Raw genomic sequence first — 26510 nt, 5'->3', positions numbered from 1 at the left:
GATCTACAGCGGGCCCGCGTCGCGTCGCGGGAAACCAGGCGAAACCGCCCAGAGCTCCCCAGGGGCAGCGCAGAAAAGTGACAGCGGCAAGCGCGCCGCCCAGGGGTCGTATAGAAACCGCACAGGAGTAGCGCCCGTCGGCTTCGAGGCCAACGGGCGCTACGGCGTCACATGAACCGATCGGGCGAACAAGCGTGCAAATCGTGTCGTCATTTCCGGGTACTCGGCGTCCGGCGTCCCGTTACGCAGTCCCTCGACGACGGGCCTTCTGCGGCGAGCTGCGCGTGGGTACCCGAGGTCCACGTCCGGACGTTCTGTCGGGGTGAACCAGGCTTCTCTTCCGCCGGGTCCCTGGCCGAAGAACCTCCGTACCTCCCTTTGTAGTCAGTGATGAAGGTCACTTCAAGGGGTTGCGGCGAATACGTCGTCCTTCTTTTTTCCGACGGAAGGCCGAGCGCCGCGCGCTGCCGTGCTGCCCGTGTCAGCTTTTCGCCGGTGGTTCCTTCCGCTTCTTGCGGGTCAGGCCGAACAGCGTCGCGCCCGCGGCCACCGCGCTCACCCCGAGCCCCACGGCCGCCGCCGTGGAGGGCGCCGGGATCCGCGCGCGAGGGGACACCGGGTTCGTGAACGTGTGCACAGGCCAATCCCGCTCCAGGGCGATCTTGCGCAGAGCCTTGTCCGGATTCACCACGTGAGGGTGGCCGACGATCTCCAGCAGTGGCAGGTCCGTGCTGGAGTCGGTGTAGGCGTGGGAGGTGGTGAGGTCGTAGCCGTGCTCGTCGGCCAACCGCCGTGCCGCGGTGGCTTTGTGTTCGCCGTAGCAGTAGTAGTCCACCGTGCCGGAGTAACGGCCGTCCACGATCTCCATACGGCTGCCCACACAGTGCGTGATGCCGAGCATGTCGGCGATCGGCCGCACCAGCTCCTCACCCGTCGCGGACAAGACGATGACGTCCCTGCCCTCGGACTTGTGCCACTCGATCAGTTCGGTGGCCTCGGCGTAGACCAGAGGGGACACCACGTCGTGCAAGGTCTCGTCGACGATGGCCTTGACCTGGTCGACGTCCCACCCCGCACACATCCGGGAGATCTCGGCGCGAAGGCGTTCGGTCCGGTTGGCGTCGGCGCCGGACAAGGCGAACATCAACTGGGCGTAGGCGCTCTTCAACGCGGCTCTGCGGTTGATGAGTCCCTGTCGGAGGAACGGCTTGCTGAACGCGAGCGCACTGGACGAGGCGATGATCGTCTTGTCGAGGTCGAAGAACGCCGCCGAGGTGGCGGAGGCGGCGGACCGTGGGATCGATACGTCGGAAGCGTTGTCGGGTGAGGGCACGACAACACGATATGGGAACCACGGGGAGAACGGGGACACGGGAACCGTGGGAAGCGGAAGCGGCGGTGGGCGACACGCTGACCGATTGTGGCGTGCCACTCGTCGTGCGTGGGGATTTCAAATGCTGTCCACCGGGTTACAGTGGAACCGTCCGGTCACACCGGACGGATTCAGTCCGACCCCCCGGGACTGAAGTTCGGCGGCCCTCGCTCCTCCCCCTGGCGAGGGCCGCCTCTTTTTCAGCTGCCCACAAGGGTTGTCCACAGATCCCCGGTTATCCACAGGCCCGTTCGTGCGTGGGTTGCCGCGTCGTTCCTTCTCGCGTGACCGTGGTGTCGGAAGGTGAACGACATGGGGGCTTGTGATGCGGCGATGGACGAGATGGGCGATGAGTGGAGCAAGGGACGGGACGGCCGGGACGGCGGGCGGCGTGGACGGTCGTCCCCTCGTGGTAGTCACCGACGACGCCGTCCGCGACCACATCGCGAGACTCGCCGCGGCGGTGGGATGCGAACCCCGCCATGTCGCCGATGTCGCGGCAGCACGCCCGTACTGGTCGGACGCGTCGTTGGTGCTGCTCGACCACATCCCCGACAAGCTCGACGTTCCTCGCAGGTCCGGAGTGCTCCTGGTTCGTCCGGACAGCCCCTCACCGGCACAGTGGAAGGCCGCCGTCGCATTGGGCGTGGACGGGGTGGCCGTTCTGCCCGCCGACGAAGACGTCGTCGTCACCGCGCTCGCCGACGTCGTCGAGAAACCGAGTGACCGGGCGGGCCGGGTACTCGCGGTCGTCGGTGGCCGAGGCGGAGCGGGAGCGTCGGTACTGGCAGCGGGGTTGGGTCTGACCGCGGCCCGATCCGGGGAAACGGCGCTGCTGGTGGACTGCGATCCGCTCGGCGGTGGGCTGGATCTGGTGCTGGGCGCCGAGGCCGACGAGGGACTGCGGTGGCCCGACTTGCGGATGTCCTCGGGAAGGGTGTCGATGAGCGAGCTGGACGCCGCTCTCCCGTCCCGGCGGCGAGGACGCGGCCGGTTGTCGTTCCTGTCGTGTGATCGTGCCGGGCCGGGGCCGACGGACACCGCCTTGGCCGCCGTCCTCGACGCGGGGCGGCGGGCTGGGCGAACGGTGGTGTGCGATGTGCCTCGACATCCGGACCCGGTTGCCGACGAGGCACTACGACGCGCTGACCTCGCCGTGTTGGTGGTGCCCGCCGACGTCCGAGGCTGTGTGTCGGCCGCGCGGGTGCGCCGTCGGCTGTCCGAGCGCATCTCTCGGGTCGGTGCGGTGATCCGTGGGCCTGCGACGAGCAGCCTCACCGAAGCCGACGTCACCGAAGCGGTGGGTGTGTCCGTGCTCGGTTGGTTACGCGACGAACGAGCCGTGCCTCGGGCCCTCGACCACGGAGTATTCGATCCCGGTCGACGTATCGGAAAGGTGTCCAAGGCCGTCTTGGCGCTGCTCACCGAGTCGCCGGAAGAACCGCTGACGACTTTCTCGTAGTGGCACGGCTGGGTCCACTGTGGCCTTCCTTGGGTGAGTTCGATGAACCCGGATCGGTCTGGTGGGCCGGAAAGCGGTGCCTTCTCATGACCCTGCTTCGGGTCCGTGTGGGTGCTTCGACGGCTCGATTGTCCACAGGCGACCGGTTGTCCACAGGCCGTGGCTTTCGACAGTTGTGAGCACGTTCGTGCGGCCGGAATCGTGACGAAGGACCGCTGTGAGATCGAAAGAAATCGAAGAGGGGGAGACATGAGTACCGATCTCGTCGATCGGGTCAGGGCCAGACTCGCCGGTACGGACGCCGCCACGGATCCACGGGCGGTAGCCGATGCGGTCCGTGCCGAGGCAGGTGGCGTAGCGGGCCACCTCGACGTGCTCGCCGCGCTGAAACTATTGGACGACGAGCTGGTCGGCGTGGGGCCGTTGGAGGAACTCCTCGCAAGCCCCGAGGTCACCGATATCCTCGTCACGGCACCGGACGAGGTGTGGGTGGACGGCTCCGACGGACTTCGCCGCACCGACGTCCGGTTCGCCGGCGAGGACGCCGTGCGCAGGCTCGCGCAGCGGTTGGCGCTCGCGGCGGGACGGCGACTCGACGACGCGCAACCCTTCGTGGACGGCTGGTTGCCGGGAAGCGGCCCGGAAGGGCGGATTCGACTCCACGCCGTGTTGCCGCCGATCGCGGCCGACGGCACATGCCTGTCCCTACGAGTACTACGTCCCGCCACGCACGACCTACGTTCCCTGCGTCGGCTCGGCACGGTGGACGAGGCCGGTCTGGCACTGCTCGAAGCTCTTGTGAAGGCGCGGTTGGCGTTCCTCGTGTACGGGGCGACGGGTTCCGGCAAGAGCACACTGCTCGGTGCGCTCCTCGGGGCCGTCGACCCCGCCGAGCGTGTGGTCTGTGTCGAGGACGTCGGTGAGCTTCAGCCCAACCACCCCCAGTTCGTCCGGTTGGTGGCTCGTCCACCCAATGTGGAGGGATCGGGGGAGGTCACGCTCCGCGAGCTCGTGCGGCAAGCGCTTCGGATGCGGCCCGATCGACTCGTGGTCGGGGAAGTCCGGGGACACGAGGTGGTGGAGTTGCTCACGGCGCTGAACACCGGGCATGACGGTGGTGCGGGAACGCTCCACGCGAACGCACCCGCCGAAGTACCCGCACGGCTCGAAGCGCTCGCGGCACTCGGTGGCCTGTCCAGGGAAACACTGCACAGTCAATTGGCCGCCGCGGTCCAGGTTGTGCTGCACATGCGCCGGGAACCGTCGGGGCGTCGGGTGCTCGCCGAGATCGGCTTGGTGCGCCGTGATGGCGATGTCGTGCGTGTCGAACCCGCGTGGCGGCCGGGGGAGCGGTTGAGGCGCGATTCGCCGCTCACCGTGGCCCTGCTTTCGCGACGTAGCACGCCGCACGGACTCGGCACGGTGAGGTGACATCGTGCTGACACCCGCGATGTCGGCGTTGGCGATCGGCCTGGTGCTGTGGCCGCCGCGCACGGTGGGGCGACGGCTCACGATGATCCTCGCCGAGCCCGAGGTCGATGGGGGAACGGCACGTTCGTTATGGCGCGACCGACGTTTCACCACCGTGTGCGCCGTGTCCACGGCGGTTGTCTGCATCATGACCGTCGGTGTCGGCGTCACGGTGGGGTGCGGGCTGCTCGTGACGGCGGTCGTACTGCATCGGCGGGGGCGGGCGCGTACCCGAACGGCGGTCACCGCCTGCGGCGATATCGCCTCGGTGCTCCAAGGGATGGTCACGGAACTTCAGTCCGGAGCCCATCCGGTGACCGCGGTCGAGAGCGTGGCACGGGAGGCACCACCGCCGTTGGCGGCGCGGCTTCGCGCTCTTGCGGCGTCGGTTCGGATCAGTGGATCGCCCATGACGGGAATGACCGCCAGAGTCGCCGCCGAACCGGAGCACGTCGAACGCGCGCTCGGACGGGTCGCCGCCTCGTGGTCACTGTCGGCGCGGCACGGCATCCCTCTGGCCGATGTTCTCGCCGCCGTGCACCGAGACGTGGAGAACGCGGCACGCTCGGCCCGACAGCTCGACGCACGACTGGCCGGACCGAGGGCGGGCGCGGCTGTCCTGGCATCTCTCCCAGCCGCCGGGCTCGTCCTCGGCGAGGCCATGGGCGCCGCCCCTGTCCACGTATTGACCGGGACCTCGGTCGGTGCCGTGTTGTTCGTCCTCGGCGCTGCTCTGCTTACGGCCGGTGTCGTATGGACCTCGGCGTTGACCGGGCGGGTGGTCCGGTGAACACGGTGAGCGCCGTTGTACTCGCTGCGGTGGCGTTGCTGCTTATCCCCTCGGCGTCCGCCGCGCGTTTGCGGGCCGTCACACGAGTGGACCGTCCGCCGCCGGTCGGTTCCCGGCGTACCGTCGCGCTCACGCGGTTGCGTCTGCCGTGGCGGGTGCCTTCGCACGGCACTCGCCACGAGCACGGTGTTCACAGCCATCGCGATGGTGCGCTCGTCGACTCGTCCACACGCTCGGGCACGGACACGGCTCTGATCGCGGACCTGCTGGGGGCCTGTTTGACCGCCGGTCTGCCGGTACCGACGGCGGTGTCGGTGGTCGCCGACGTCGCCACCGGTCCGATCGCCGAGGTGCTGCGGTCCACGAGCAATGCTCTCGCGCTGGGTGCGAGTGCCGAATCAGCGTGGCGACGCGCCCGGCATCACCCCGACACGGCTGGCCTCGCCCGGGCGGCATGCAGAACCGCCTCGTCCGGCAGTGCCTTGGCCGAACAGGCCTTCGCGCTAGCCGAACGGGCCAGAAACGCTGCCGCCGACCGTGTCGAAGCGAGAGCGCAACGGGCGAGTGTGTTGGTCGCCGGGCCACTCGGCTTGTGCTTCCTACCGGCCTTTCTGTGCTTGGGGGTGATCCCGGTCGTCCTCGGCCTCGCCAGCCGACTCACTCTCACGCCGTGACAGTGGTTTTTCACCGGTCTCTCACCGGTTTTCACCGGTCTCTCCGTCGACTGCCAGAAAGGAACTCCCGCAATGCTCGGTCGAATGCTCACAGCCGACAGCTCCGACGAGGGCATGTCCACCGCCGAGTACGCCATCGGCACGATCGCAGCCGCGGCGTTCGCGGCTCTGCTCTACGCGATCGTCACGGGTGATTCCGTGCTGACGGCGCTCACCTCGCTCATCGAGCGGGCGATCTCCGTGGACTTCTAGATGCGTACGCAGCACCGACCGCGTTCTTTGGGCGGAACCGGGGACAGAGGCAGCGTCACCGTCGAGGCGGCGATCGGTCTCTGCGCGTTGGTAGCGGTCTTCGCTTTCGTGCTCGTCGGTGTGGCGACAGTCGTCGAGCAGGTGCGTTGTACGGACGCCGCGGCCCAGTCCGCCCGAGCGCTCGCACGTGGAGAACCCGAAACGGAGGCCCAGCGGCTGGTCGACGTGATGGCGCCGAAAGGAGCGACCATGACCGTCCGGCGCAGCGGGGACATCGTGGTGGTGCGGGTGAGTGCTCGGCCGGTCGGGGGAATGCTGCCCGGGGTTTCTTTACGCGCCGAAGCCCACGCGCGGTTGGAACCCGGCGTCGACTGGGAGCACGACCGTGCGCACCCATGACTCTGAGGACGTTAAGGACGTTAAGGGCACCGAGGGCGCTGAGTGCGCTGAGTGCATTGAGGACATTGGGGGTATCGAGTACGGCAGAGGCGGAAAGGATGGTGATCGCGACAGCCATGCCGCTGGTGACGTCGGTGGTGACGCTGACGATGTGGGCGCGGCGACCGTGTGGGCCGCGTGCGCGGTCGCCGTCCTGCTCGTGGTCGCCGTCGCGGTGTGGACGCTGGCTGCCGTGGTGGTGGCTCGCCACCGAACTGCCGGGGCCGCGGACCTGGCGGCGCTGGGCGCGGCGGCTCACGCGGTCAGGGGTGAAGCAGTGGCGTGTGCGCATGCCGACGACTTGGCACGCAGAATGACGGTCCACGTCGTCGAGTGCCGACTCGACGGATGGGATGTGTTGGTGACCGTTCAGTCGGAAGTGCACGGACTCGCCGGGTTGGGTGGAACGGTGGGCGGAACGATCACAGCCAGAGCCCGAGCGGGTCCGGTGCTCGACGCTACGACGCTTCCGGACATCGCGGGGGAGGAGAACCCCGCCGGCCCGATCGACGAGCGTCCGACAGCGGGCACAGGTGGGCACAGTCGGGCATTGACGAGCGCTGGCGAGTACTGACGGGCACTGACGGGCACTGACCCGTCCACCGGAGCACCATGATCGCGAGCAGCGGTCGTTTGGTAGCGATGAACGGTACGGAAACGGGAGTCGCCGCAGGATCCCTCCGACTGAGAGCCTCTGCCTACGGGTGGGTAGCGACGACCGGTGCCACCAGCGGGTTCGTGTGTTCGGCTCGCATGTTGCTCATTTGCTCACTCGTCGTCTACCAGCGGCCGATTGCCGAGTGGGTGCTTCCGGCAACCTGCAATTTGCCGTTGAGTGGTGAACAGCACCAGACCAATGGCGGTCACTTCCGAGGAGGCACGAGTACGACATGTTGGACACCGAATGGCCGAATAGCTGGCGTGCTGCCTTCCGTATCGAGCTGCGTGCCGAAGCCATCGGCCTCGCTTGGCGTGGCTGGCCGGTGATCCCGGGAACCTACCCGGACAGCGACTCCGGCGTCGCCTGCGCCGGTACGGACGCGCAGCAGGGAAGCTCCGACACGTGGAGTGGGCCCGTTCCCGCGCACAGCGATTGGGAGCGTCGCCTCGGAGCGCACCCACAGCAGGTCGCCGCATGGTGGACCGGCAAGCCGTACAGCCTCCTCGTGGCCACCGGGACGGTGGTGGACGCCATCGAGGTCGACGATCATCTCGGCCGTCGCGCCGCCATACTGCTGCGGGCCACGGGCCGTCCCGCGCCCATCATCGCCATGCCGAACGGACGCTGGCTGTTCCTCACCTCGTCGTCCGAGCACTTCCCTGCGGCTCTGTCCGAAGTGGAAGGCATCGGACGGCACGGCAAGGGAAGCTGGATCCCACTTCCGCCGACGCCCTTCGAGCACGGTGTCGTGCATTGGAGGGTCAAACCCGACGTCTGGGGCTGGAGACTTCCCCACGCCGACACGGTCCACGACGTGCTCACCCGTGCGTTGCACAGTGAGTCATCCACCGAAGTGGACACTCAGCACGAGTTGCCGACCTGGTCGTCGGCAGCCTGATCACCGATGTGGTCGTGCCCGGCCGCTGCCCCGACCGCGGCCAGGACGATGTCCAGCACGGCCACTGCCCCCGCCTTGTCCAGCGGTTCGTTGCCATTCCCGCACTTAGGCGACTGAACACAGGACGGGCACCCCGCCGGGCACTTGCAGGAGATCACGGCCTCCCGCGTGGCGGTGAGCCAGGGAACGAACGCGGCGAAACCGCGGTCGGCGAATCCCGCACCCCCGGGATGACCGTCGTGCACGAACACCGTTGCCTCCCCGGTGTCAGCGTGCACCGCGGTAGACACACCGCCGATATCCCATCGGTCACACGTCGCGAACAGCGGTAGCAGGCCGATCGCCGCGTGCTCGGCGGCATGCAAGGCGCCGGGGACACGCGCCGGTTCCACACCGGCGCGCCCCGGCCGCCTGCGTGAACCGCACAACAAGTCCTCGTCGATCGTGTACCAGACAGCACGCGTATCCAACACCTGCTCCGGCAGGTCCAAAAGAACGTGGTCCAGCACCTCGCCGGAAGGCAGCCGCCGAAGGTAACCCACGACCCGCGACGTCACCGCCACATGCCCCAGGTTCACGGTCACACCGCCGTAGACGCGCCGCTCCACGGTGTCCAGCACCTCGATGTCCACCACCTCCCGTGCCGAGGTGTTCCATTCCGGGTCCTCGGCGTGCACGAAGGCGACACCCTGCTCCAGGTCGAGGTCGTCGACCACGTACGACTCGCCCCGGTGCAGATACACCGCGCCCGGATGAACGGTGCTGCACGCCGATACGGAATCGACGGTGCCGAGCAGCCGTGCGGTGTCGGCCTCCACCACCGCGACCTGCTCCGCATCGGAACCGCGGATGTCCACGTCGTGATGCGGCTGCTGTCGCGCCGTCCAGTACCAGCCGCTCGGGCGTCGCCGCAGAACCCCGTCCGCGACGAGGCCGTCCAGGACGGTGCGAGCCGGCTCCCCACCGAACTGGCCCAGCTCATCGGACTTGAGCGCCTTCTCCGCCGCCGCGCACGCCAGGTGAGGGGCCAGTACGTAAGGGTTGGTGGGGTCGAGCACGGCGGCCTCCACGGGCCGCTCCAGCAGTGCTTCCGGGTGGTGTGCGAGATAGGTGTCGAGCGGGTCGTCGCGGGCCACGAACACCACGAGCGCGTCGTCGCCCGCACGTCCCGCGCGTCCCGACTGCTGCCAGAACGACGCCAACGTGCCTGGATAGCCCGCGAGCACCACCGCGTCCAGCCCGGAGATGTCCACACCGAGTTCCAACGCGTTCGTGGTCGCGACGCCGAGCAGGCGACCATCGAGCAGGGCGGCCTCCAGTTCACGGCGTTCCTCGGGCAGGTAGCCGGCGCGATAGGCCGCTACCTTGTCGACGAGTTCGGGAGCCACCTCGGCGAGAATGCGGCGCGCCCCGAGTGCCGTCAGTTCGGCGCCGCGTCGGGAGCGCACGAACGCCAGCGTGCGGGCACCTTCGATGACGAGTTCGGCGAGGATGCGGGCCGCTTCCGCACCCGCGGAACGTCGCACGGGCGCGTCGTTCTCGCCCGTCAACTCCGCCATCAGCGGTGGCTCCCACAGTGCCACGGTCCTGGCACCTCGCGGTGAGGCGTCGTCGGTGACGGCGACACAGTCCTCGCCGATCAGCCGGGTAGCGAACTCGACGGGCTCGGCCGTGGTGGCCGAGGTGAGGACGAACGTCGGATCGGCCCCGTAGTGGCGACTGATGCGCCGCAGCCTGCGTAGCAGGAGTGCGACGTGGGAGCCGAACACGCCGCGGTAGCTGTGGCACTCGTCGACGACGACGTAGGCCAGGCCCCGGAAGAACCGGGTCCAACGATGGTGTGCGGGCAGCATGCCACGGTGCAGCATGTCGGGGTTCGTGAAGACCCAGCGGGCGTGGTCCCGCACCCATGTGCGTTCGCTTCGGGGGGTGTCTCCGTCGTAGGTCGCGGGGCGGACTCCCTCGATGTCCATATCGGACACAGCGCGCAGTTGGTCGGCCGCCAGCGCTTTCGTGGGTGACAGGTAAAGGACGGTCGCCTTACTTTCGGTCACCAATGTGGAAAGTGCCGGCAGCTGGTAGACCAGCGATTTTCCCGAAGCGGTGCCCGTGGCCACCACGACGTTACATCGGGACCAGGCCAGGGACGCCCCTTCGGCCTGATGGGTCCACGGTCCGTCGGCGCCGGAATTCCGCAGGGCGTCCCGTACTCGGTCGGGTACCCAATCGGGCCACTCGGTGTGACGTGGTTCGGAGGCGGGCAGATCGGCGATGTGTGTGACGGGATAGCGGTCTTCAGGTATTCCCGCCGTCGTCCGATGTAGGAGACGGTGTGCCCGAGTGTCCGCCGCGTCGTCGGTCACGGTCGCCCGCCGACGGCTGAGTGTCTTTGTCGATTTATCAACTGATTCGTCACCTTTTGAGCTTCGCACATCCGCTCATATGGCCGCAGACGCATTCTTTCGGCGACTCGGCTTCACGCGCTTCTCCGTTCGCGATCCGGATCGCGGCTGCCTCCGTCACCGTTACCGTTGGCCTCCACCGAGCGACGAAGGCGGTGGCGAACATCTCACCGCGAGCACGCCCCGCGGAAGACGAGCGATGCCGCGGAGGTGTCAGCGGAGCGTCGTTGTCGATCGCCCCGGCGGCGGGGCACCACGACGGACGCCCAGCCTGGCTCTCGGCGCAGAGGCTCCAGACATTCCCGGACGCCGTGCGACTCTTCGGGGTTCCGGTGTGAAGAGGCTGGTCAGGGCGAAATCTCACGGGTTGTCGCTTTGGTCCGACCCGGCTGAGTGCGGCCCCGTAGCCGGTAAGCGGAACGTGTGAAACACGCCCTAGAGTGCAGCCGTTGGCCCCGTTCGCTTCGGAGGTGTGTGTGCACCGGCTCAAGGGCAGGGCCGGCCTGTGCGCGGCCGTTGCCATGTGCGTGGTTGCCGCGGGCTGTGGCGGTGCCACCCCGCCCGATCCGCATTCGAGTGCGGTGCCGTCGGCTACGGGGGATGCGCCGCGTTCGGAGCAACGCGACGAGGACGAGGTGTTCGAGGCCACCGTCTCGTGGGCCGAGGACTACTGCGGCGCGGTTTCCGAGTTGGTCCGTTCGGTGTCGAGGATGCCGACCGTGGACGCGAGCACTGTGCAACGTGCCTCGGAGACATCGGGCGAGTTGTTGCAGGTGGTGGTGGGTGGACTCGAACGCACACTCGACCGGTTGGACAATCTCGACCCGCCGCCAGTGCAGGGCGCCGAAGAGGTACGGCGCGATGCCGTGGCCACGTACTCGGCCATCCGCGATCATGCGCGTGGGGTGTTGGACGAGCTCGAGACCGCGCGGGGGCCCGAAGCCAGTCGTGAGGCGGTGAGCTCGGTCAAGGAGCCGCTGGACGACATCGGCGACCTCAACCTGTTGGGGGAGTTCGACTCGGTGCCCGCGTTGAGTCGGGCCAGTCGGCAGGCCCCGGCGTGTCAGCAGCTCACCGGATCCGACCCGGCTCCTCGGCTGGACTCGCCCGGGCCGTGAAGACGGTCGTTTCTTCGGAATTCGGCTGGGAACCCATGTCGGTGGTGTGCCTCGTCGGCTGACAGCGGCACTCACATGCACGGGGTACTCGGCCCGTCACCGTGTGCCCTGGACGTGGTGGGTGATGTGCCACGTGCTAGGAGTGGAAAAGGAGATGTCGTCGACCTCTCGTCAGCAGGCGGAACGCGGGCGTGCGCTGATGTGTTGAAAAGCACCTGAGCGGACAGTGACGGCGCGCGGCGTGCACACTGGCTGGTCGAACGAGTGGAATCAAGCGAAAGAGCGGACAGCGTGGCTGGATCGACACGGACGAAGAAAACGGGCACGAGCGGTGATGGTCGCCGGAGATTGGTGATCGTCGAGTCACCGACCAAGGCCCGCAAGATCGCTCCGTATCTCGGGAGCGACTACGTTGTCGAGTCCTCCCGTGGCCACGTCCGTGACCTGCCCCGGGGAGCGGCCGACGTACCCGCGAAGTACAAAGGCCAGGCGTGGGCCCGCCTGGGGGTCGACGTCGACAACGACTTCGAACCGCTCTACATCATCACGCCGGACAAGAAGTCGACGATCAGCGAGCTGAAGAGCCTGCTGAAGGAAGTCGACGAGTTGTATCTGGCCACCGACCCCGACCGGGAAGGCGAGGCCATCGCGTGGCACCTGCTGGAGGCGCTGAAGCCGAAGGTGCCGGTGCGCCGCATGGTGTTCCACGAGGTGACCGAACAGGCCATCCGCGCTGCCGCCGAGAACACTCGTGACCTCGACCTCAACCTGGTGGACGCCCAGGAGACCCGACGCATCCTCGACCGGCTCTACGGCTACGAGGTCTCGCCCGTTCTGTGGAAGAAGGTCATGCCGAAGTTGTCGGCGGGCCGTGTGCAGTCGGTCGCCACCCGCATCATCGTCGAGCGGGAGCGCGAGCGGATGCGGTTCACCTCGGCGTCCTACTGGGACATCTCCGCCGTCATGGACACCGGTGCCGCGGGCACGGAGGCCACGCCCCGGTCCTTCCCCGCCCGGCTGACCATGGTGGACGGCGCTCGGCTGGCGACGGGCCGGGACTTCGGTCCCGACGGCCGGCTCAAGGAGCAGTCGCAGAACGTCCGGGTGCTGGACGAGACCGAGGCGAACAGGCTGGCGGAAGCGCTTGCCGACCGTGATTTCACGGTCATCGGGGTCGAGGAGAAGCCTTACACCCGCAGGCCTTACGCGCCGTTCATGACGTCGACGTTGCAGCAGGAGGCCGGGCGTAAGCTGCGGTTCTCCTCCGAGCGCACGATGCGGATTGCGCAGCGGCTGTACGAGAACGGCTACATCACCTACATGCGCACCGACTCCACGACGCTGTCGGCCTCGGCGTTGTCGGCGGCGCGTAGTCAGGCAACCGAGCTGTACGGGGCCGAGTACGTGGCGGACAAGCCGCGCCAGTACACGCGCAAGGTCAAGAACGCGCAGGAAGCTCACGAGGCCATTCGCCCGGCCGGTGAGGTGTTCCGCACCCCGGGTGCCGTGGCCGGCGAGTTGGAGAGCGATGAGTTCCAGCTGTACGAGTTGATCTGGCAGCGCACCATCGCCTCCCAGATGGCCGACGCCAAGGGCACCACGATGTCGGTGAAGATCGCAGGCACCGCGGCGAGTGGTGAGGAATGCGTGTTCTCGGCGTCCGGGCGCACGATCACGTTCCCCGGTTTCCTGAGGGCCTACGTCGAGTCGGTGGACGCCGAGGCGGGTGGCGAGGCAGACGACAAGCAGAGCAGGCTGCCACGTCTGACCAAGGACCAGCCGTTGACCGCGACGGAACTGCACCCGGATTCCCACGCCACTTCGCCGCCGTCGCGTTACAGCGAGCCCAGCCTGGTGAGCAAGCTGGAGGAGCTCGGTATCGGCAGGCCGTCCACGTACGCGTCGATCATCAAGACCATCCAGGACCGTGGGTACGTGTGGAAGAAGGGTTCCGCGCTCGTGCCGTCGTGGGTGGCGTTCTCGGTGGTCGGGCTCATGGAACGGCATTTCGAGCGGCTGGTGGACTACTACTTCACCGCCACGATGGAGGACGAGCTCGACCGCATCGCCGCGGGTGAGGAGCAGCGCACCGAGTGGCTGTCGCGGTTCTACTTCGGTAACGGCGAGGGGAACGGCGACTCGGTCGGCAGTCTCGGCGGGTTGAAGAAGCTGGTCGGCTCGGGTGTGGAGGACATCGACGCCCGCGAGATCAACTCGATTCCGATGTTCCGGGACAGCGAGGGCCGCCAGGTGTACGTGCGGGTGGGGCGCTACGGGCCTTACCTCGAACGAGAGGTGGACGGCCAGTCGCAGCGCGCGAACCTGCCGGAGGACCTGCCGCCGGACGAGCTCACGGTCGAGATCGCCGAGAAGCTGTTCGCGACCCCGCAGGAAGGGCGAGTGCTGGGTACCGATCCGGAGACGGGACACGAGATCGTGGTCAAGGAGGGCCGGTTCGGTCCTTACGTCACGGAGGTGCTGCCCGAGCCGGAGGAGCCCGCGGACGGGAAGAAGAGCAAGGCGAAGAAGCCGAAGCCTCGGACGGCGTCGCTGTTCAAGTCGATGTCGGTGCAGGACGTCACGCTCGACGACGCGCTCAAGTTGTTGTCCCTGCCTCGGGTGGTGGGCACCGACCCGGAGACCGGCGAGGAGATCACTGCGCAGAACGGCCGCTACGGGCCCTACCTGAAGAAGGGCACGGATTCCCGGTCGTTGTCCAGCGAGGAACAGATCTTCGAGATCACGCTGGAGGAAGCGCTCAAGATCTACGCCGAGCCGAAACGCCGGGGACGGCAGGCCGCGGCCAAACCACCGCTCAAGGAACTGGGCGAGGACCCGGTGTCGGGCAAGCCGATCGTGGTGAAGGACGGTCGATTCGGGCCGTACGTCACCGACGGCGAGTACAATGCGTCGTTGCGTAAGTCGGACACCGTGGAGGACCTCACGCCCGAACGCGCCGCGGAGCTGCTGGCGGAGAAGCGAGCCAAGGGACCCGCGAAGAAGGGCACCACGCGGAAGAAGACCACCGCTTCGGCGAAGTCGAAGAGCTGACCCCGGCCGAGTGGTCGGCTGCGCTGTGTGATCGACAGATGCGCCCAAACGACGGGTGGCGAGTGGGTCCCGTGCCGCTACGCTGGTGAACACACGGCGTGCGGCACGGCACGCACAGTGACCTGTCGACCTGTCGGTGGTGGGGTCTCGCGGTGACGTGCCGGAAGCGCCGTGACCCGGAAAGCCGGACAGGAAGGGACGTGTGGTGGGCGCGGATGGTACCCAGAATCCCGAGCCACCGAAGCCGTTCAGTGATCCGCTGAGCGGCGGGACGCGGGAAGAGCGCACTCCTGCCCAAGGCATCCCCGCCGGTGCCGCCCAGCCCGTCGGGATGGACCGCGAGGCGGTGCAGAAACTGGTGGACGCCGAGATGGCCGCCGAAAGCGGCGCGAGTGTCGGGTCCGGTGAGACTCAGTTCGACGAGCAGGCCGCCGAGGCTCCGCCGCGTTCCGGGATGGTGCGGGCGTCCAAGCCCGCGTTGCTGCCGCCTATTCTGCGGCTGCGTCGGAAACCCGGTGATCGGCCACGTTCTCGTCGTCCGGCGCCGCATGTGCGCAAGCCGTCGTCCGGTTCGGCGGGATTGGCGGTGGCGCTCGTCCTGATGGTGATCTTCATTTTGATCGCCATTCAGTTTGTGGTCAGTTTCGTGGAAAGCGTGACCAGTATTTTCGGATGACGCGCCGACGGCCATACAAATCGTGCTGGTTCGCTGACTCTAAGTGAAAGTTTGGCTCTCCATCGCGTGTTCTGCACTCGGCGCTACCCTGAGCGCACGGCAGTGCCGAGTTTTATGGGGTGGGGTCCATCAACGAGTCGCGACAAAGGGAGCGGGGCGTCGGAACGCGATCAAGCGCGTCCGGTGAGGCGTCCACCGTCGGAAGAGTACGCCGCGTATTGGCCATTCGTCCCTTTCGGCGGCTGTGGGCCGTTACGTATTTGTGCAGCGTGGCCGACTGGTTGTCGCTGCTGGCCTTGACCGGTTTGGTCACGAAGTTCACCGACAACTACACAGCGCAGAACTTCGCTTTCGCCGGGATCGTGTTGACGCAGCTGCTTCCCGGCCTGCTGTTCGCACCGCTCGGTGGAATGCTCGCGGATCGATTCGACCGCCGCAAGATCATGATCATCGCGGATCTCGCGCGTTTCGGTCTGCTCATTTCCATCGCGATCGTGGGTGCACCGCTGTGGTTGTTCATCGGCAACTTCCTGGTCGGTTCCGCCGCCATGATGTGGATTCCGTCCAAGGACGCCGCCGTGCCGAATCTGCTTCGCAGACGCGATCAAGTCGAAACGGCTAACCAACTCGGCATGGTGATGACCTACGGGGTCGCCGTCGTCACCGGTGCCGGGCTCTACGCGATCCTCACGGGCATCCAGACGACCTTCAGCCTGCCTCCGAGCATGTTGGGGGAGTTCGGCACCGCCAAGATCGTCGTCGTTCTCAACGGTCTGTTGTACCTGGCCAGCGCGTTGCTGGTCGCTCGCATCCCCGAGCTCTCGTTGCGCAACGTCCACCCCGTGTCCGAGACGAAGACCGAACAGGCCACGCGCGAGCCCGAGCAGCAGACGGGTGGCCTGCGCGGCATGGTGCGCGACGGCGTGCGGTTCGTCCGGAGCACGCCGCTCATCCGAGGGCTGCTCATCGGCATGATGGGGGCCTTCGCGGCGGGCGGCGCGGTGATCGGCTCGGCGAAGCCGTACTCGTCGAGTCTCGGCGGTGGTGATGCCGCGTTCGGTCTGCTGTTCGTGGCCGTGTTCCTCGGGGCCGCCGTCGGCCTGGCCGGTGCGCCGAAGCTGGCTCGCCGGTTGCCGCACGAGCGCTTGTTCGGCGTCGGCATCGTGGTCGCGGGACTGACGCTCATCGTGGTGGCCCTGGCGCCGCATCTCGCGGTGGCGCTCGTCGCCGTCGCGCTCGTGGGCGCGTGCGCGGGCGCGGCGTTCCTCACCGGGATCACGATCATCGGCTCGCAGATCGACGACAGCATCCGGGGCCGCATCAACGCCATCTACCAGTCCCTGATGAAGATCATCATCTTCGGTACGACGTCGGCGGTACCCGGACTGATCGGCCTGGTGAAGCCCCGGAGAGTCACCGTGTGGGGCAACCAGATCATCATCGACGGTACGCGCCCCGTGCTGCTGGCAGGCGGGTTGCTCGCCGCGCTTGTAGGGGTGATCGCCTACCGGCAGATGGACTCGCGGCGCACCGAACCGATCTTCGCCGATCTCCGCAACGTCATCCGCCGTCCCCGCAGGACGAGCGGTCTGCTCATCGTGCTGGAGGGGACGACGGCCGCCGACACCGCCGCCCAGGCCTCGCGGTTGGCGGAGTGGCTCGGCAGCGGTACCCAGCGAGTGGTGCTGGCCGCCGACCCGGCGCTCGACGACGAACGACTGACCTCCCTGATGTCCAGAGCATCGCTCACCGGGGCGAGGGCGAAGGCGCTGGCCGCCGCGGCCGTCCGCGCCGACATCGTCGAACGTAACGTGAGACCGGCGCTCGACGGAGGTGCGATCGTGGTGATGGAGAGATTCGTGGACACCCCGCTGGCCCACCTGTCGGCGATGGCGGGGCTCGACGCCACCGAGCTGGAGGGCTTGACCGACTGGGCGACCGGTGCGTTGCGTCCCGATCTCACGGTGCTGCTCGACGCCGATCCCGGAGAGACCTCCGGACAGTCCACGGGTACCTCCGAGCACCGTCATTGGCGGGTGCAGGAGATATTGACGGAAATGGCGGCCTCGGCCCCCGACAGGTACGTCGTTGTCGACGCCGAAGGCACCGAGGGTGAGGTCGCGGAGCGGGTACGGACGTCGGTGTCGGAGGCGCTGTCCGGAAAGGTCGCGTTGCCGCCCGCGAAACAGGGGGTGATGTGATCGTGACTGCTCCTGCCGCGGCCGGCGAGACGGTCGGCCGAGTGTGGTCGCAGCTCGTCGGCCAGGAGTCCGCCGTGGAACTCCTCTCGTCGGCTGCCGAGTCGGCTGCCGCGTTGGTGTCCGGACGTACCACCGACCCGGGTTCCATGACGCACGCGTGGCTGTTCACCGGCCCGCCCGGGTCGGGGCGTTCGGTAGCGGCCCGTACGTTCGCGGCGGCCCTGCAGTGCACCGTCGACGCCGGATGTGGTCGGTGCCAGGGCTGCCATACGACACTCGCGGGCACCCACGCCGACGTGAAGCTGGTCGTGCCCGAGGGGCTTTCGATCTCGGTCGCGGAGATGCGTGCGCTGGTGCAGGCCGCCGCGCGCAGGCCCACGACGGGGCAATGGCAGATCGTGATCATCGAGGATGCCGACCGGTTGACGGAGGGCGCGTCGAACGCGCTGCTCAAGGCCGTGGAGGAGCCGCCCGAACGCACGGTGTTCCTTCTGTGCGCCCCGTCGGACCACCCTGACGACATCAGCGTCACCATTCGGTCGCGGTGTCGCTCGGTGAACTTGCGGACGCCTTCATCGCGGTCGATCGCCACCGTGCTCGTCGAACGCGACGGTATAGACCCGGAACGGGCTCGGTGGGCGGCGTCGGTGTGCGGTGGTCACGTGGGGCGGGCCCGCAGGCTGGCCACTGACGAGAACGCCCGCGCCAGGAGGGAGGCGGTGCTGCGTATTCCGCTCGGCTTGCGTCGCGCCGAGGACGTGTTCCGCTGCGCCGACGAGCTGATCACAACGGCCGAGGCCGACGCCACCGAGACGAGTAAGGCCCGGGACGAGGCGGAACAGGACGCGTTGCGCACCGCGATGGGATCCGGCGGCACGGGCAAGGGAGTCGCCGGGGCGAAGCGTGCGGCCGACGCGGCCGTCCGCGCTCTGGAGAAGAAGCAGAAGTCCAGGGCGACGCGGACGCAGCGGGACACGCTCGATCTCGCCCTCGTGGACCTCGCGGGTTTCTACCGTGACGTGCTCGTGTTGTCGAGTGGTTCGGACGCGGCGTTGAATCACCCCGACGTCGCCGAACAGGCGGCGGAGGCTGCCCGGCAGTGGACCCCCGCGTCGACACTGCGGCGGCTGGAAGCGGTGCTGGCCTGTCGCGACGCCATCGCCTGGAACGTCAAGCCCCGAATCGCCGTGGAAGCCATGCTCACGACCCTCCGCGAGGGCTGACGCCCCCACCGTGTCCGCAGTTTGCGTAGCTGTGTCCGCAGCCTGTGTAGTCCGGTGCACACCACAGGGTGAGTGCCCGGGTCACCCCGGCGCGCTGCCGAGGTGACCCGGGTTCGTCATTCCCCTCGGGAGTGGGGTGACGGTTTCACCGGGGCGGGCTCACGGTGTCTGCGGTTGGGCAGTGCCGCTACCAACACCACGCCGACCAGCAACATCACCGTCCCGCTCCAGAACAGCGGAACAGCCGAGTACGCGGCGTTGGTCTGTGCCAGCTTGGTGGGCGCGCCGGACGGATCGGAGTCCGCGGGCTCATTGGCTATCGGCTGAGGCGATGCGGCGGCGGGTTGGGAGCAGTCGACTCCGCCCTCGGGGGCGTACGCGCTCGCGCTCTGTTCTCCCAGGGACACCTGGGCCAACGCCGACGGCAGCTTCGAAGCCAGGCTGTCGGGCAGCAGGTTCCTCAGTCTGTCGGTGGGCAATACCCGCACGTCGAGCAGCCGCGCGACCGCCGACACCTGGTGCCCGGCGAACGGTTCGCTCACCGTCTGTGCCTTCTCGTCGAGTTCGGCGATGCTCAGGCGCAGCACGCCGATATCGAGCACGTGGTCCGCGGCTTTTTCCGACAGGGTGGTGACGCTGCCGTCGACTTTCTCGGCCGCATCGCCCACAACGGGCGTGTTCTTGACGTCCTCGTAGCCGGGGATGTCCTTCAGACTGGGTTTCGGAAGACCGACGGGAATGTCGGCCGTGGGGTTGGCGGCGTCGAGCTCGAACAGGACCTTGCCGTTGCGTTCGACCGCCAGGACGGGTGCTGTGTAGTCGACGGTGGACGTCTCGGCGTCGCCTGTGGACACCACTCGCAGTGTCGGCTGGCTCGTGACCTTGACGGTGAGCCCGAGAGGGGTGCCCTTCAGGATGTCGATCCGCCCACCCTGGAGCGTGGAAACGGCTTCGACTCCTTTGTGGTCCTTGCCGTCGGTGCCTTCGACGTCCATCAAACGCACCACCGAGCGGGTCGCCAGCGCCTTGTCAACGCTGACGAGCGAGCCGGTGCCGTCGGAGTTCGGTTTGCCCTGGCCGGAGAGCAGCCCTCCGAGGTTGGCCAGTGAGCCGGGCAGTTCCCGCAGGGCGGAACCGAGTTCACCGCCGGCCTGGGTGGCGCGGTTGGTGTCCGGCATCGTCGGGATGATGTTGACCAGCGAGAGGCTTGCCGCCGTCGTGCCGGCGTCGGCGATCGTGCCGTCGCCGACGCACGGTCCGCTGGTCTCGCTCCAGCGGGCGTGGGCTCTGCCTTCGAGAGCGCTCACGTTGGCCAGGGGATTATCGGGCGCCTTCAGGCCCGTGGAGAGAGCTTTGTTGTTGTCGGGCAATGCCGTCTGAACCGCCGAGCCGGGGGTCTGCGGGGTGTGTCCCGCGACGGACAACCCGAGCGGAGAGGCCTCGGCGATGGCACGCTCGTGTGCCAGGTACGACTCGGAGTCGGCGCCCGCGTAGGACAGCCCCACGCCCCCTTCCAACACGGACTGCTTGGGCAGGGGCTGTTCGCCGGGTAGGACGGCGTCGGCCTCCATGGCCTCGGGCAGTAGGCGGAGTACGCCGAGTGCGGTGCTGGCCTCGGCGATGACGCGACCGTTCGGCTTGCCCTCCTCCTCCGAGAACGGGGGCTGGCCGTCCTCGGCCGGTTCGGGTTCCGGGGTCGTCGGGATGGTCTGGCCGGCGGCCGGCCCGGCTGACAACACCAGCATCGCGGCCATCACGGGCAGAGTCAGGACGCGGAGACGGCGTCGGCGCATGCGAGAAGTCCTCCCAGTAGCCATGAGCCGGCGCGGTGGGCGCCGGTGTCACTGCTTGATCAACGACATCGGCCCCCGCCAGTGACGCTTGAAATCGAATCGCTATACTCGTAGGCAGCCGGGTACGCCCGCGCCGCCTTAGCTCAGTCGGCCAGAGCGGCTCACTCGTAATGAGCAGGTCGGGGGTTCGAGTCCCCCAGGCGGCTCTGTTTGCAAGAGGTCCCTTCCACGGGTATGGAAGGGACCTCTTTTTCGTCGGCCCGCCGGGCGAGATCGTTAAGGTGTGCCCCATGCCGATGTTCGCCTTCGAGGGCGTAAGCCCCACCGTGCACCCGGAAGCCTGGATCGCCCCTACCGCGACGTTGATCGGGGATGTCGTCGTGGAGAAGAACGCCTCGGTGTGGTACGGGGCGGTGTTGCGAGGCGACTTCGGGCGCATCGTCGTCCGTGAGGGCGCCAACATTCAGGACAACACGGTCGTGCATGTGAACGACGGAGTGTGCGAAGTCGGTCGCAACGCCACGATCGGGCATTCCTGCATCGTCCACGACTGCACGATCGGTGAGCAGGCGCTGGTGGGCAACGGGTCCATCGTGCTCGACAAGGCCGTTGTGGGTACGCGGAGCCTGGTCGCGGCCGGAGCCACCGTCACACCCAACACCCGGGTGCCCGACGAGACGATCGCCAAGGGCAGCCCGGCGAAGGATTTCACTCCACTCACCGACACGGCGAAGGTGTGGGTGGATCACAACGCCGAGGTGTACCGAGCGCTGGCGCGCAGGCACGCAGAGGGCATCGAACAGCTGTAAGGCGTTTTCACAAAAGGAACGAAACCACAAAAAGGAGGGTCACGTCGGCTGCGACGTGACCCTCCTTTTCACACTTCGGTGCGCGAATTCGGCTCGCGCTCACACCTCGGTGGTCTGTTCCTTCTTCTTCTCCAGCTCGGCGGCGTGGCGCTCGTAGGAACGCTGGATCTCGGCCTCGGCCTCCGCGCGGCTGACCCAGGTCGAGCCCTCGACGCTCTTGGCGGGCTCCAGGTCCTTGTAGACCTGGAAGAAGTGTTCGACCTCGAGCTTGTGGAACTCGTTCAGGTGGTGGATGTCCCGCAGGTGTTCCATGCGCGGGTCGTCGGAGGGCACGGCCAACACCTTGTCGTCCGGGCCTTTCTCGTCGGTCATGCGGTACATGCCGATGGCCCTGCACCGGATCAGGCAGCCGGGGAATGTCGGTTCCTGCACGATGACGAGAACGTCGAGCGGATCGCCGTCCTGGCCCAGCGTGTCGTCGATGAACCCGTAGTCGGCCGGATACTGGGTGGCCGTGAACAGGGTGCGGTCAAGCCTGATGCGCCCTGTCTCATGGTCCATCTCGTACTTGTTGCGTTCCCCCTTGGGGATTTCGATCGTGACGTCGAACTCCACGCCGTCCTCGCTGACTCGTCTCTCGCGCCGCTGCTTATCCGGGCGGCTCATATGTGATCAATTTCGGTCGTCATTAGTGTGGACCACGTAGCGGGTACGTGGGGCACTGATGGTGTCAAATGTGACGTCTGCCCCCTTGACTGTAAGGAGGGGCTTTGCCAGGCACTGGAGGCGGTTCGGGTCCTAGATGGCCATCGGCCGACCATGATCCCGACAATTCCGACTCCTCGACACGTCAGACAACCGACAAGATGAGGATTCCCGCGAATTACGCGAGCAATCCCCAGGATCATCCCACGGTACGGGTGCACGCATCCTTCCCGCAGCCGGTGGAGGGTCGGGGGGAGGGTCAGCCGGCTCCGGAATCGGAGGACGGGGGTTGGCCGTCCTCGCACGCGCACGAACAGGAGTGGCCTTCCCAGCAGGCGGATGATCACGTCTGGCCCACCTCGCAGCCGGAGGACGTCGACCTCTCGCCACGTCCCGCCGACCCTCAGCCGCGGTCCCCGGCCTCGTCGCAGGTGTCACAGAAGTCACAGTCACCACGGTCACCACAGTCACCGCAGGCGCCTCAGGCGTCACAGGCGCCTCAGACGCCGCAGTCTCCCCCGCAGTCTTCGCCGTCGTCTCCCTCGCAGGCCGGGTCTCCTCCGGCGCCTCTGTCGGAGCGGCCTCAGTTCGTGCGTTCTCAGGCGCCTGCTCAGTCCCCTCCTCAGTCACTTCAGTTTCACTCCGAACCGCAGGCGGGCCCGGTACCCCAGCCCGACAGGACCATCCCCGCCGCGGGAAGGCAGGCGTGGCCCGTCCGCATCGAACCGCGGCCCGACGGCACCAGTGAGCAGCAGGCCGTGTCCACGGCGTCCGCGGCATCCCCAGCGCCCCCGGCGTCTGCCGCGTCCACCGCGTCTACGGCCGAGTCCGGGGAATCGGGGCAGGCGGGTCCACCCGCCGCCGGGACATCGGTCGAGGAGATCCCGCCCGGTGCCACGCCTCCGACGGGGGGAAGCGAGGGAGAGGACCCCGTTCCGCGTCCTCGTCGTCGTCCGCTGGTCATCGCGGCGGTGCTCGTGGCGGTCCTGCTGGTCGTCGGTGGGACGTTAGCGGTGCCCGACGTGTCCAACCGGCTCGGGTTGCCGTGGGCGCCCAACGCGCCGAAGGGTGATCCGCCCGCCCCGCAGGACGTCGCGCTCGCTCTGGGCGAGCCACCGGAATCGGCTCCCTCGCCCACGCCGTCGGGGGTCGCCGCCGCCATCGATGATCTGGCGTCCGATCCGGCGCTCGGCACCCTCATCGGCAGTGTCGTCGACCCCGCCACGGGCACGGCCCTGTGGGAACGCAATGCCGCGCAGGCCCTGCCTCCTGCCTCGACGACGAAGCTGTTGACATCCGCCGCAGCGCTGCTGGCGCTCGACCACGACATGCGTTTCCCCACGAGGGTGGTGGAGGGCTCGGAGCCGGGCACGGTGGTTCTGGTCGGCGGTGGTGACGTCACTCTCTCGTCCTTGCCGAGAGGGGAGGAGTCGATTTTCCCCGGCGCGGCGCATCTCGACGATCTCGTCGACCAGGTGCGGGAGGCTACCGGTGGTGACGTCTCCCGGGTGGAGCTGGACCTGTCGGCGTTCACCGGGCCGACGGAGGGCCGCGGCTGGGCGTCGGAGGACGTGCCGTCGACCTACATGGTGCAGACCCAGCCCGCCATGCTCGACGGTGGCCGCACGGATCCCACGAACGGGCATTCGATGGGGCGCGCCGATCCGGCCGGGCACCTCGCCGAGGTGTTCGCGCAGCGGCTCGGCGCGGAAGTTGGGGGCGAGACCACCGCTCCGGAGGGTGCGAAGGTGCTGGGTGAGGTGTGGTCTCCACCGGTGGACGAGCTGGTGCGGGTCTCACTCGTGGAATCCGACAACCTCCTGTCCGAGGTGTTGGCTCGGCAGGTCGCCATCGCCGAGGGCAAGCAGCCTTCCTTCGAAGGTGGTGTCGAGGCGATGTTGGAGGTGCTGTCCCGGCACGGCATCGACGTCGGGGGCGTCCGACTCAACGACGGCAGCGGGCTCTCCCCCTTGAACGAGATCTCACCGACCACGCTCACACAGTTGCTGGTGTTGGCGGCGTCCCCGGACAACGGCAACGAGGTGACGGTGAAACTGCGGCCGATGCTGGTCGGCCTGCCGGTGGCCGGTGGGAGCGGCACTCTGACCGCCCGCTACGACCACGACACGGCCACGCAGGGCCGGGGATGGGTGCGCGCCAAGACGGGAAGCATCCCGGCGGAACGTGTACACACACTCGCCGGGGTGGTACTGACCGAGGACGAGAGGGTATTGGTGTTCGCCCTCATGTCCAACGGCGGAGAAGCGGAACCTGCGCGGGCGGCGCTGGACCGGATCGCGGCCCAATTACGTGGCTGTGGTTGCCGCTGAGGACGGGTAGCGTCGGGATCGAGCCGAGAAGCGGCACCCGGACAGGCGTAGGCACGGCGAAAGGACGACGCGTGAGGACCCTTATCCCCGGCAACGCGATGTCGACCGACCCGAAGCGGCCGTCGTGACTGCGCAGGCGAGTGTCCGGCAGGGTGCGTTGATCGACTGGTCTGTGGCCGCCTCGACCGGTGTGCGTCTCGTGCGGGGCGGTCCTGTCGTGGAGCGGTCCGAGGCCGACCGGGTGGTGACGGAGTTACGTGAGTTGACCGTGGGCGCCGAACGGCATGTCAGGGAACTCACCGGGCTCGGCGCCGACCTGCCGTTGTTGACCGCGGAGGTCGTCGATCGACCGGGCTGGATACGTTCGGCGGCCGCGGGTCTCGACGAACTGACCGGCGAGGCCATGTCGACCGTCGAGGGGCCCAGGGGTGCGCTCGCTCCGGTGCTCGCGAGCAGCGCGGGTGTGCAGACCGGGGTGGTGTTGGCTTTCTTCGGTTCGCGCGTGTTGGGCCAGTACGACCCGTTCGGCGGCTCCGAGCACGGGGGTACGTTGCTGCTCGTCGCCCCGAACGTGGTGGCCGCCCAACGGGCCATGCGGGTGCCGGGTCGGGACTTTCGCATGTGGGTCTGCTTGCACGAGTGCACTCACCGGCTGCAGTTCACCGCGGTCCCCTGGCTGCGGGACTACTTCGCCGGCGAGGTGGGCAGGTTGCTCACCGGGTTCGCCGAGTCGGACGGGCTGCTCACCGTGCTGTCGCGCTTGCCGGAGGACCTACGGCGGATCAAGCTGGACGGTTCGTTGGGGTTGGCGGAGCTGATGCAGTCACCGGGGCAGCGCGAGGTGTTCGACCGCGTCCTGGCGTTGTCCACACTGTTGGAGGGACACGCCGACTACGTCATGGACGCTGTGGGACCCGAGGTGGTGCCGAGCGTGGCGACGATCAGGCGCCGGTTCACGTCCCGCCGTAAGGGCGGTGGTCCGCTGGACCGGTTGTTGCGCGTGCTGCTCGGCGTCGACGCCAAGGTGCGGCAGTACGCGCTGGGTTCCACGTTCACTCGTGAGGTGGTCCGGGCTGTGGGTATGGACGGGTTCAACGCGGTGTGGACATCTCCGGAGACGCTCCCGAGCAGGGCCGAGATCAGGGAGCCGAAGGCATGGTTGCGTCGGGTCCATCGGTAGGGGGTTTCAGGCGTCCGCCGTTGGACGCGGTGTTGACGGTGCGGAGGGCGGTGCGTTCGTTCCTCGCCGAACCGGTGGCGTCCGCTCACTTGAGGTCGGGACAGTTGTTCGTGGCGGTGTCGGGTGGGGCCGACTCGCTCTCACTCGCGGAGGCGGCCGCGTACGTGGGGCGGCGACGTGGTCTCACGGTGGGCGCGCTGGTGGTGGACCACGGCTTGCAGCCCGGGTCGGCCGAGGTGGCCGAGTGGGCCGCGCAGACGGCGCTGCGGCTGGGAGTGGACACGGCGAAGGTGCTGCCGGTGACGGTCAGCGGCGGTGGTGGTCCCGAGGCCGCGGCCCGCAAGGCGCGCTACGCCGCGCTGCGGGAGCACGCCGGTGACGACGCGCTCGTCCTGTTCGGCCACACCCGCGACGACCAGGCCGAGACCGTGTTGCTCGGGCTCGGCAGGGGGTCGGGGTCGCGGTCGCTGGCCGGTATGCGCCCGCTCGACCCGCCGTGGGCCCGCCCATTGCTGGACGTGCCCCGGTCCGTCACCGCGGCGGCGTGTGAGGAACTGGGGGTGAAGCCGTGGAGCGATCCTCACAACGCCGATCCCCGATTCCGGCGGGTGCGCGTGCGTCACGAGGTGCTGCCGCTGTTGGAGGACGTGCTCTCCGGTGGGGTCGCGGAGGCGCTCGTGCGTACGGCGCGACAACTACGGGAGGACTGTGACGCCCTCGACGCCATGGCCGACGAGGTGGCGAAGCGGGCCCGGGAGGGTGCCGACCTGCGTGTCGACGTGCTCGCCGACACGCCGCCACCCGTGCGGAGGAGGGTGTTGCGCACTTGGTTGCTCGACGGCGGAGTCCGGGAACTCACGGACGCGCACCTGCGATCGGTGGATGACCTCGTGGGGCGTTGGCGTGGGCAGGGCGGTGTTTTCCTACCCGGCGATGTCGAGGCCCGCAGGGCGCATGAAAAGCTCGTTTTGAACCGATGCCAACCCACCATTCGAGGGAGCTGAC

Annotated in this window: 21 protein-coding genes and 1 tRNA gene; 18 read left to right on the top strand and 4 right to left on the bottom strand. The window is 68.0% G+C overall.

Annotated elements, in window-relative coordinates; genetic code table 11:
- Positions 1–481: 481 nt before the first annotated feature.
- Positions 482–1333: an HAD-IB family hydrolase gene (locus M7H19_RS04450; protein WP_298177396.1), complete on the bottom strand. Its 852-nt coding sequence runs from the start codon at positions 1331–1333 to the stop codon at positions 482–484.
- Between the two features lie 388 nt (positions 1334–1721).
- Between M7H19_RS04450 and ssd the strand changes: the two genes are divergently transcribed.
- From ssd to M7H19_RS04410, 8 genes are all read left to right on the top strand, one after another.
- The gene (gene ssd / locus M7H19_RS04445) at positions 1722–2834 is read left to right on the top strand and encodes a septum site-determining protein Ssd (RefSeq protein ID WP_298177393.1); all 1113 of its coding nucleotides are present in this window, start codon (positions 1722–1724) and stop codon (positions 2832–2834) included.
- Between the two features lie 249 nt (positions 2835–3083).
- Positions 3084–4265: a TadA family conjugal transfer-associated ATPase gene (locus M7H19_RS04440; RefSeq protein ID WP_298177391.1), complete on the top strand. Its 1182-nt coding sequence runs from the start codon at positions 3084–3086 to the stop codon at positions 4263–4265.
- Positions 4266–4269: 4 nt separating this feature from the next.
- Complete coding sequence (locus M7H19_RS04435; protein WP_298177389.1) at positions 4270–5094, top strand: type II secretion system F family protein; 825 nt, start codon at positions 4270–4272, stop codon at positions 5092–5094.
- The gene (locus M7H19_RS04430) at positions 5091–5768 is read left to right on the top strand and encodes a type II secretion system F family protein (RefSeq protein WP_298177386.1); all 678 of its coding nucleotides are present in this window, start codon (positions 5091–5093) and stop codon (positions 5766–5768) included. The genes M7H19_RS04435 and M7H19_RS04430 overlap by 4 nt, the downstream gene beginning before the upstream one ends.
- Before the next feature lie 72 nt (positions 5769–5840).
- On the top strand, positions 5841–6020 hold the full coding sequence (locus M7H19_RS04425) for a DUF4244 domain-containing protein (protein ID WP_298177384.1): 180 nt from the start codon (positions 5841–5843) through the stop codon (positions 6018–6020).
- On the top strand, positions 6021–6419 hold the full coding sequence (locus tag M7H19_RS04420) for a TadE family type IV pilus minor pilin (protein ID WP_298177382.1): 399 nt from the start codon (positions 6021–6023) through the stop codon (positions 6417–6419).
- Complete coding sequence (locus tag M7H19_RS04415; protein ID WP_298177380.1) at positions 6406–7032, top strand: Rv3654c family TadE-like protein; 627 nt, start codon at positions 6406–6408, stop codon at positions 7030–7032. The genes M7H19_RS04420 and M7H19_RS04415 overlap by 14 nt, the downstream gene beginning before the upstream one ends.
- A 316-nt stretch (positions 7033–7348) precedes the next feature.
- Complete coding sequence (locus M7H19_RS04410) at positions 7349–8017, top strand: bifunctional DNA primase/polymerase (RefSeq protein WP_298177378.1); 669 nt, start codon at positions 7349–7351, stop codon at positions 8015–8017.
- Here the strand turns inward: M7H19_RS04410 and M7H19_RS04405 are convergent.
- Positions 7981–10380: a DEAD/DEAH box helicase gene (locus M7H19_RS04405; protein ID WP_298177376.1), complete on the bottom strand. Its 2400-nt coding sequence runs from the start codon at positions 10378–10380 to the stop codon at positions 7981–7983. The genes M7H19_RS04410 and M7H19_RS04405 overlap by 37 nt on opposite strands.
- 479 nt (positions 10381–10859) lie before the next feature.
- Between M7H19_RS04405 and M7H19_RS04400 the strand changes: the two genes are divergently transcribed.
- The 5 genes from M7H19_RS04400 to M7H19_RS04380 all read left to right on the top strand — a co-directional run bounded on the left by M7H19_RS04400 (position 10860) and on the right by M7H19_RS04380 (position 18688).
- Positions 10860–11537 carry a hypothetical protein gene (locus tag M7H19_RS04400; protein ID WP_298177375.1) on the top strand — a complete coding sequence of 226 codons (678 nt, stop codon included), beginning with the start codon at positions 10860–10862 and terminating at the stop codon, positions 11535–11537.
- Positions 11538–11828: 291 nt separating this feature from the next.
- Entirely contained in the window at positions 11829–14588 is a 2760-nt protein-coding gene (gene topA, locus M7H19_RS04395; protein ID WP_298177373.1) for a type I DNA topoisomerase, read from the top strand.
- 202 nt (positions 14589–14790) lie between these two features.
- Positions 14791–15264 (top strand): hypothetical protein, encoded by a 474-nt coding sequence (locus tag M7H19_RS04390; protein ID WP_298177371.1) that lies wholly within the window; start codon positions 14791–14793, stop codon positions 15262–15264.
- Between the two features lie 119 nt (positions 15265–15383).
- Entirely contained in the window at positions 15384–17465 is a 2082-nt protein-coding gene (locus tag M7H19_RS04385; protein WP_298177369.1) for an MFS transporter, read from the top strand.
- Between the two features lie 2 nt (positions 17466–17467).
- Positions 17468–18688, top strand: coding sequence for a DNA polymerase III subunit delta' (locus M7H19_RS04380; RefSeq protein ID WP_298177367.1), 1221 nt, complete (start codon positions 17468–17470; stop codon positions 18686–18688).
- Between the two features lie 116 nt (positions 18689–18804).
- Here the strand turns inward: M7H19_RS04380 and M7H19_RS04375 are convergent, their stop codons facing one another.
- Positions 18805–20481, bottom strand: a complete 1677-nt coding sequence (locus tag M7H19_RS04375) for a hypothetical protein (RefSeq protein ID WP_298177365.1) — start codon at positions 20479–20481, stop codon at positions 18805–18807.
- 132 nt (positions 20482–20613) lie between these two features.
- Here M7H19_RS04375 and M7H19_RS04370 point away from each other — a divergent pair.
- Together M7H19_RS04370 and M7H19_RS04365 are read left to right on the top strand one after the other, a co-directional pair.
- A tRNA-Thr gene (locus M7H19_RS04370) sits at positions 20614–20687 on the top strand.
- Positions 20688–20771: 84 nt separating this feature from the next.
- The gene (locus M7H19_RS04365; protein WP_298177363.1) at positions 20772–21290 is read left to right on the top strand and encodes a gamma carbonic anhydrase family protein; all 519 of its coding nucleotides are present in this window, start codon (positions 20772–20774) and stop codon (positions 21288–21290) included.
- 99 nt (positions 21291–21389) lie between these two features.
- Here M7H19_RS04365 and M7H19_RS04360 read toward each other — a convergent pair whose 3' ends face one another.
- On the bottom strand, positions 21390–21905 hold the full coding sequence (locus M7H19_RS04360) for an inorganic diphosphatase (RefSeq protein ID WP_298177431.1): 516 nt from the start codon (positions 21903–21905) through the stop codon (positions 21390–21392).
- A 680-nt stretch (positions 21906–22585) separates the two neighbouring features.
- On the opposite strand from M7H19_RS04360, the gene dacB reads away from it, so the two are divergent.
- From dacB to tilS, 3 genes are all read left to right on the top strand, one after another.
- Positions 22586–24325: a D-alanyl-D-alanine carboxypeptidase/D-alanyl-D-alanine-endopeptidase gene (dacB, locus tag M7H19_RS04355; RefSeq protein ID WP_298177361.1), complete on the top strand. Its 1740-nt coding sequence runs from the start codon at positions 22586–22588 to the stop codon at positions 24323–24325.
- Positions 24326–24449: 124 nt separating this feature from the next.
- The gene (locus M7H19_RS04350) at positions 24450–25505 is read left to right on the top strand and encodes a zinc-dependent metalloprotease (protein ID WP_298177359.1); all 1056 of its coding nucleotides are present in this window, start codon (positions 24450–24452) and stop codon (positions 25503–25505) included.
- Positions 25481–26509, top strand: coding sequence for a tRNA lysidine(34) synthetase TilS (gene tilS, locus M7H19_RS04345; RefSeq protein ID WP_298177357.1), 1029 nt, complete (start codon positions 25481–25483; stop codon positions 26507–26509). Before M7H19_RS04350 ends, tilS begins: the two co-directional genes overlap by 25 nt.
- The last annotated feature ends 1 nt before the right edge of the window (position 26510 follow it).

The sequence above is a fragment of the Saccharomonospora sp. genome, from assembly GCF_027317685.1.
In the GTDB taxonomy this organism is placed as follows: domain Bacteria; phylum Actinomycetota; class Actinomycetes; order Mycobacteriales; family Pseudonocardiaceae; genus Saccharomonospora.
The sequence above is the reverse complement of the archived record's forward strand: the minus strand, read 5'-3'. Positions and strand labels throughout refer to the sequence as shown.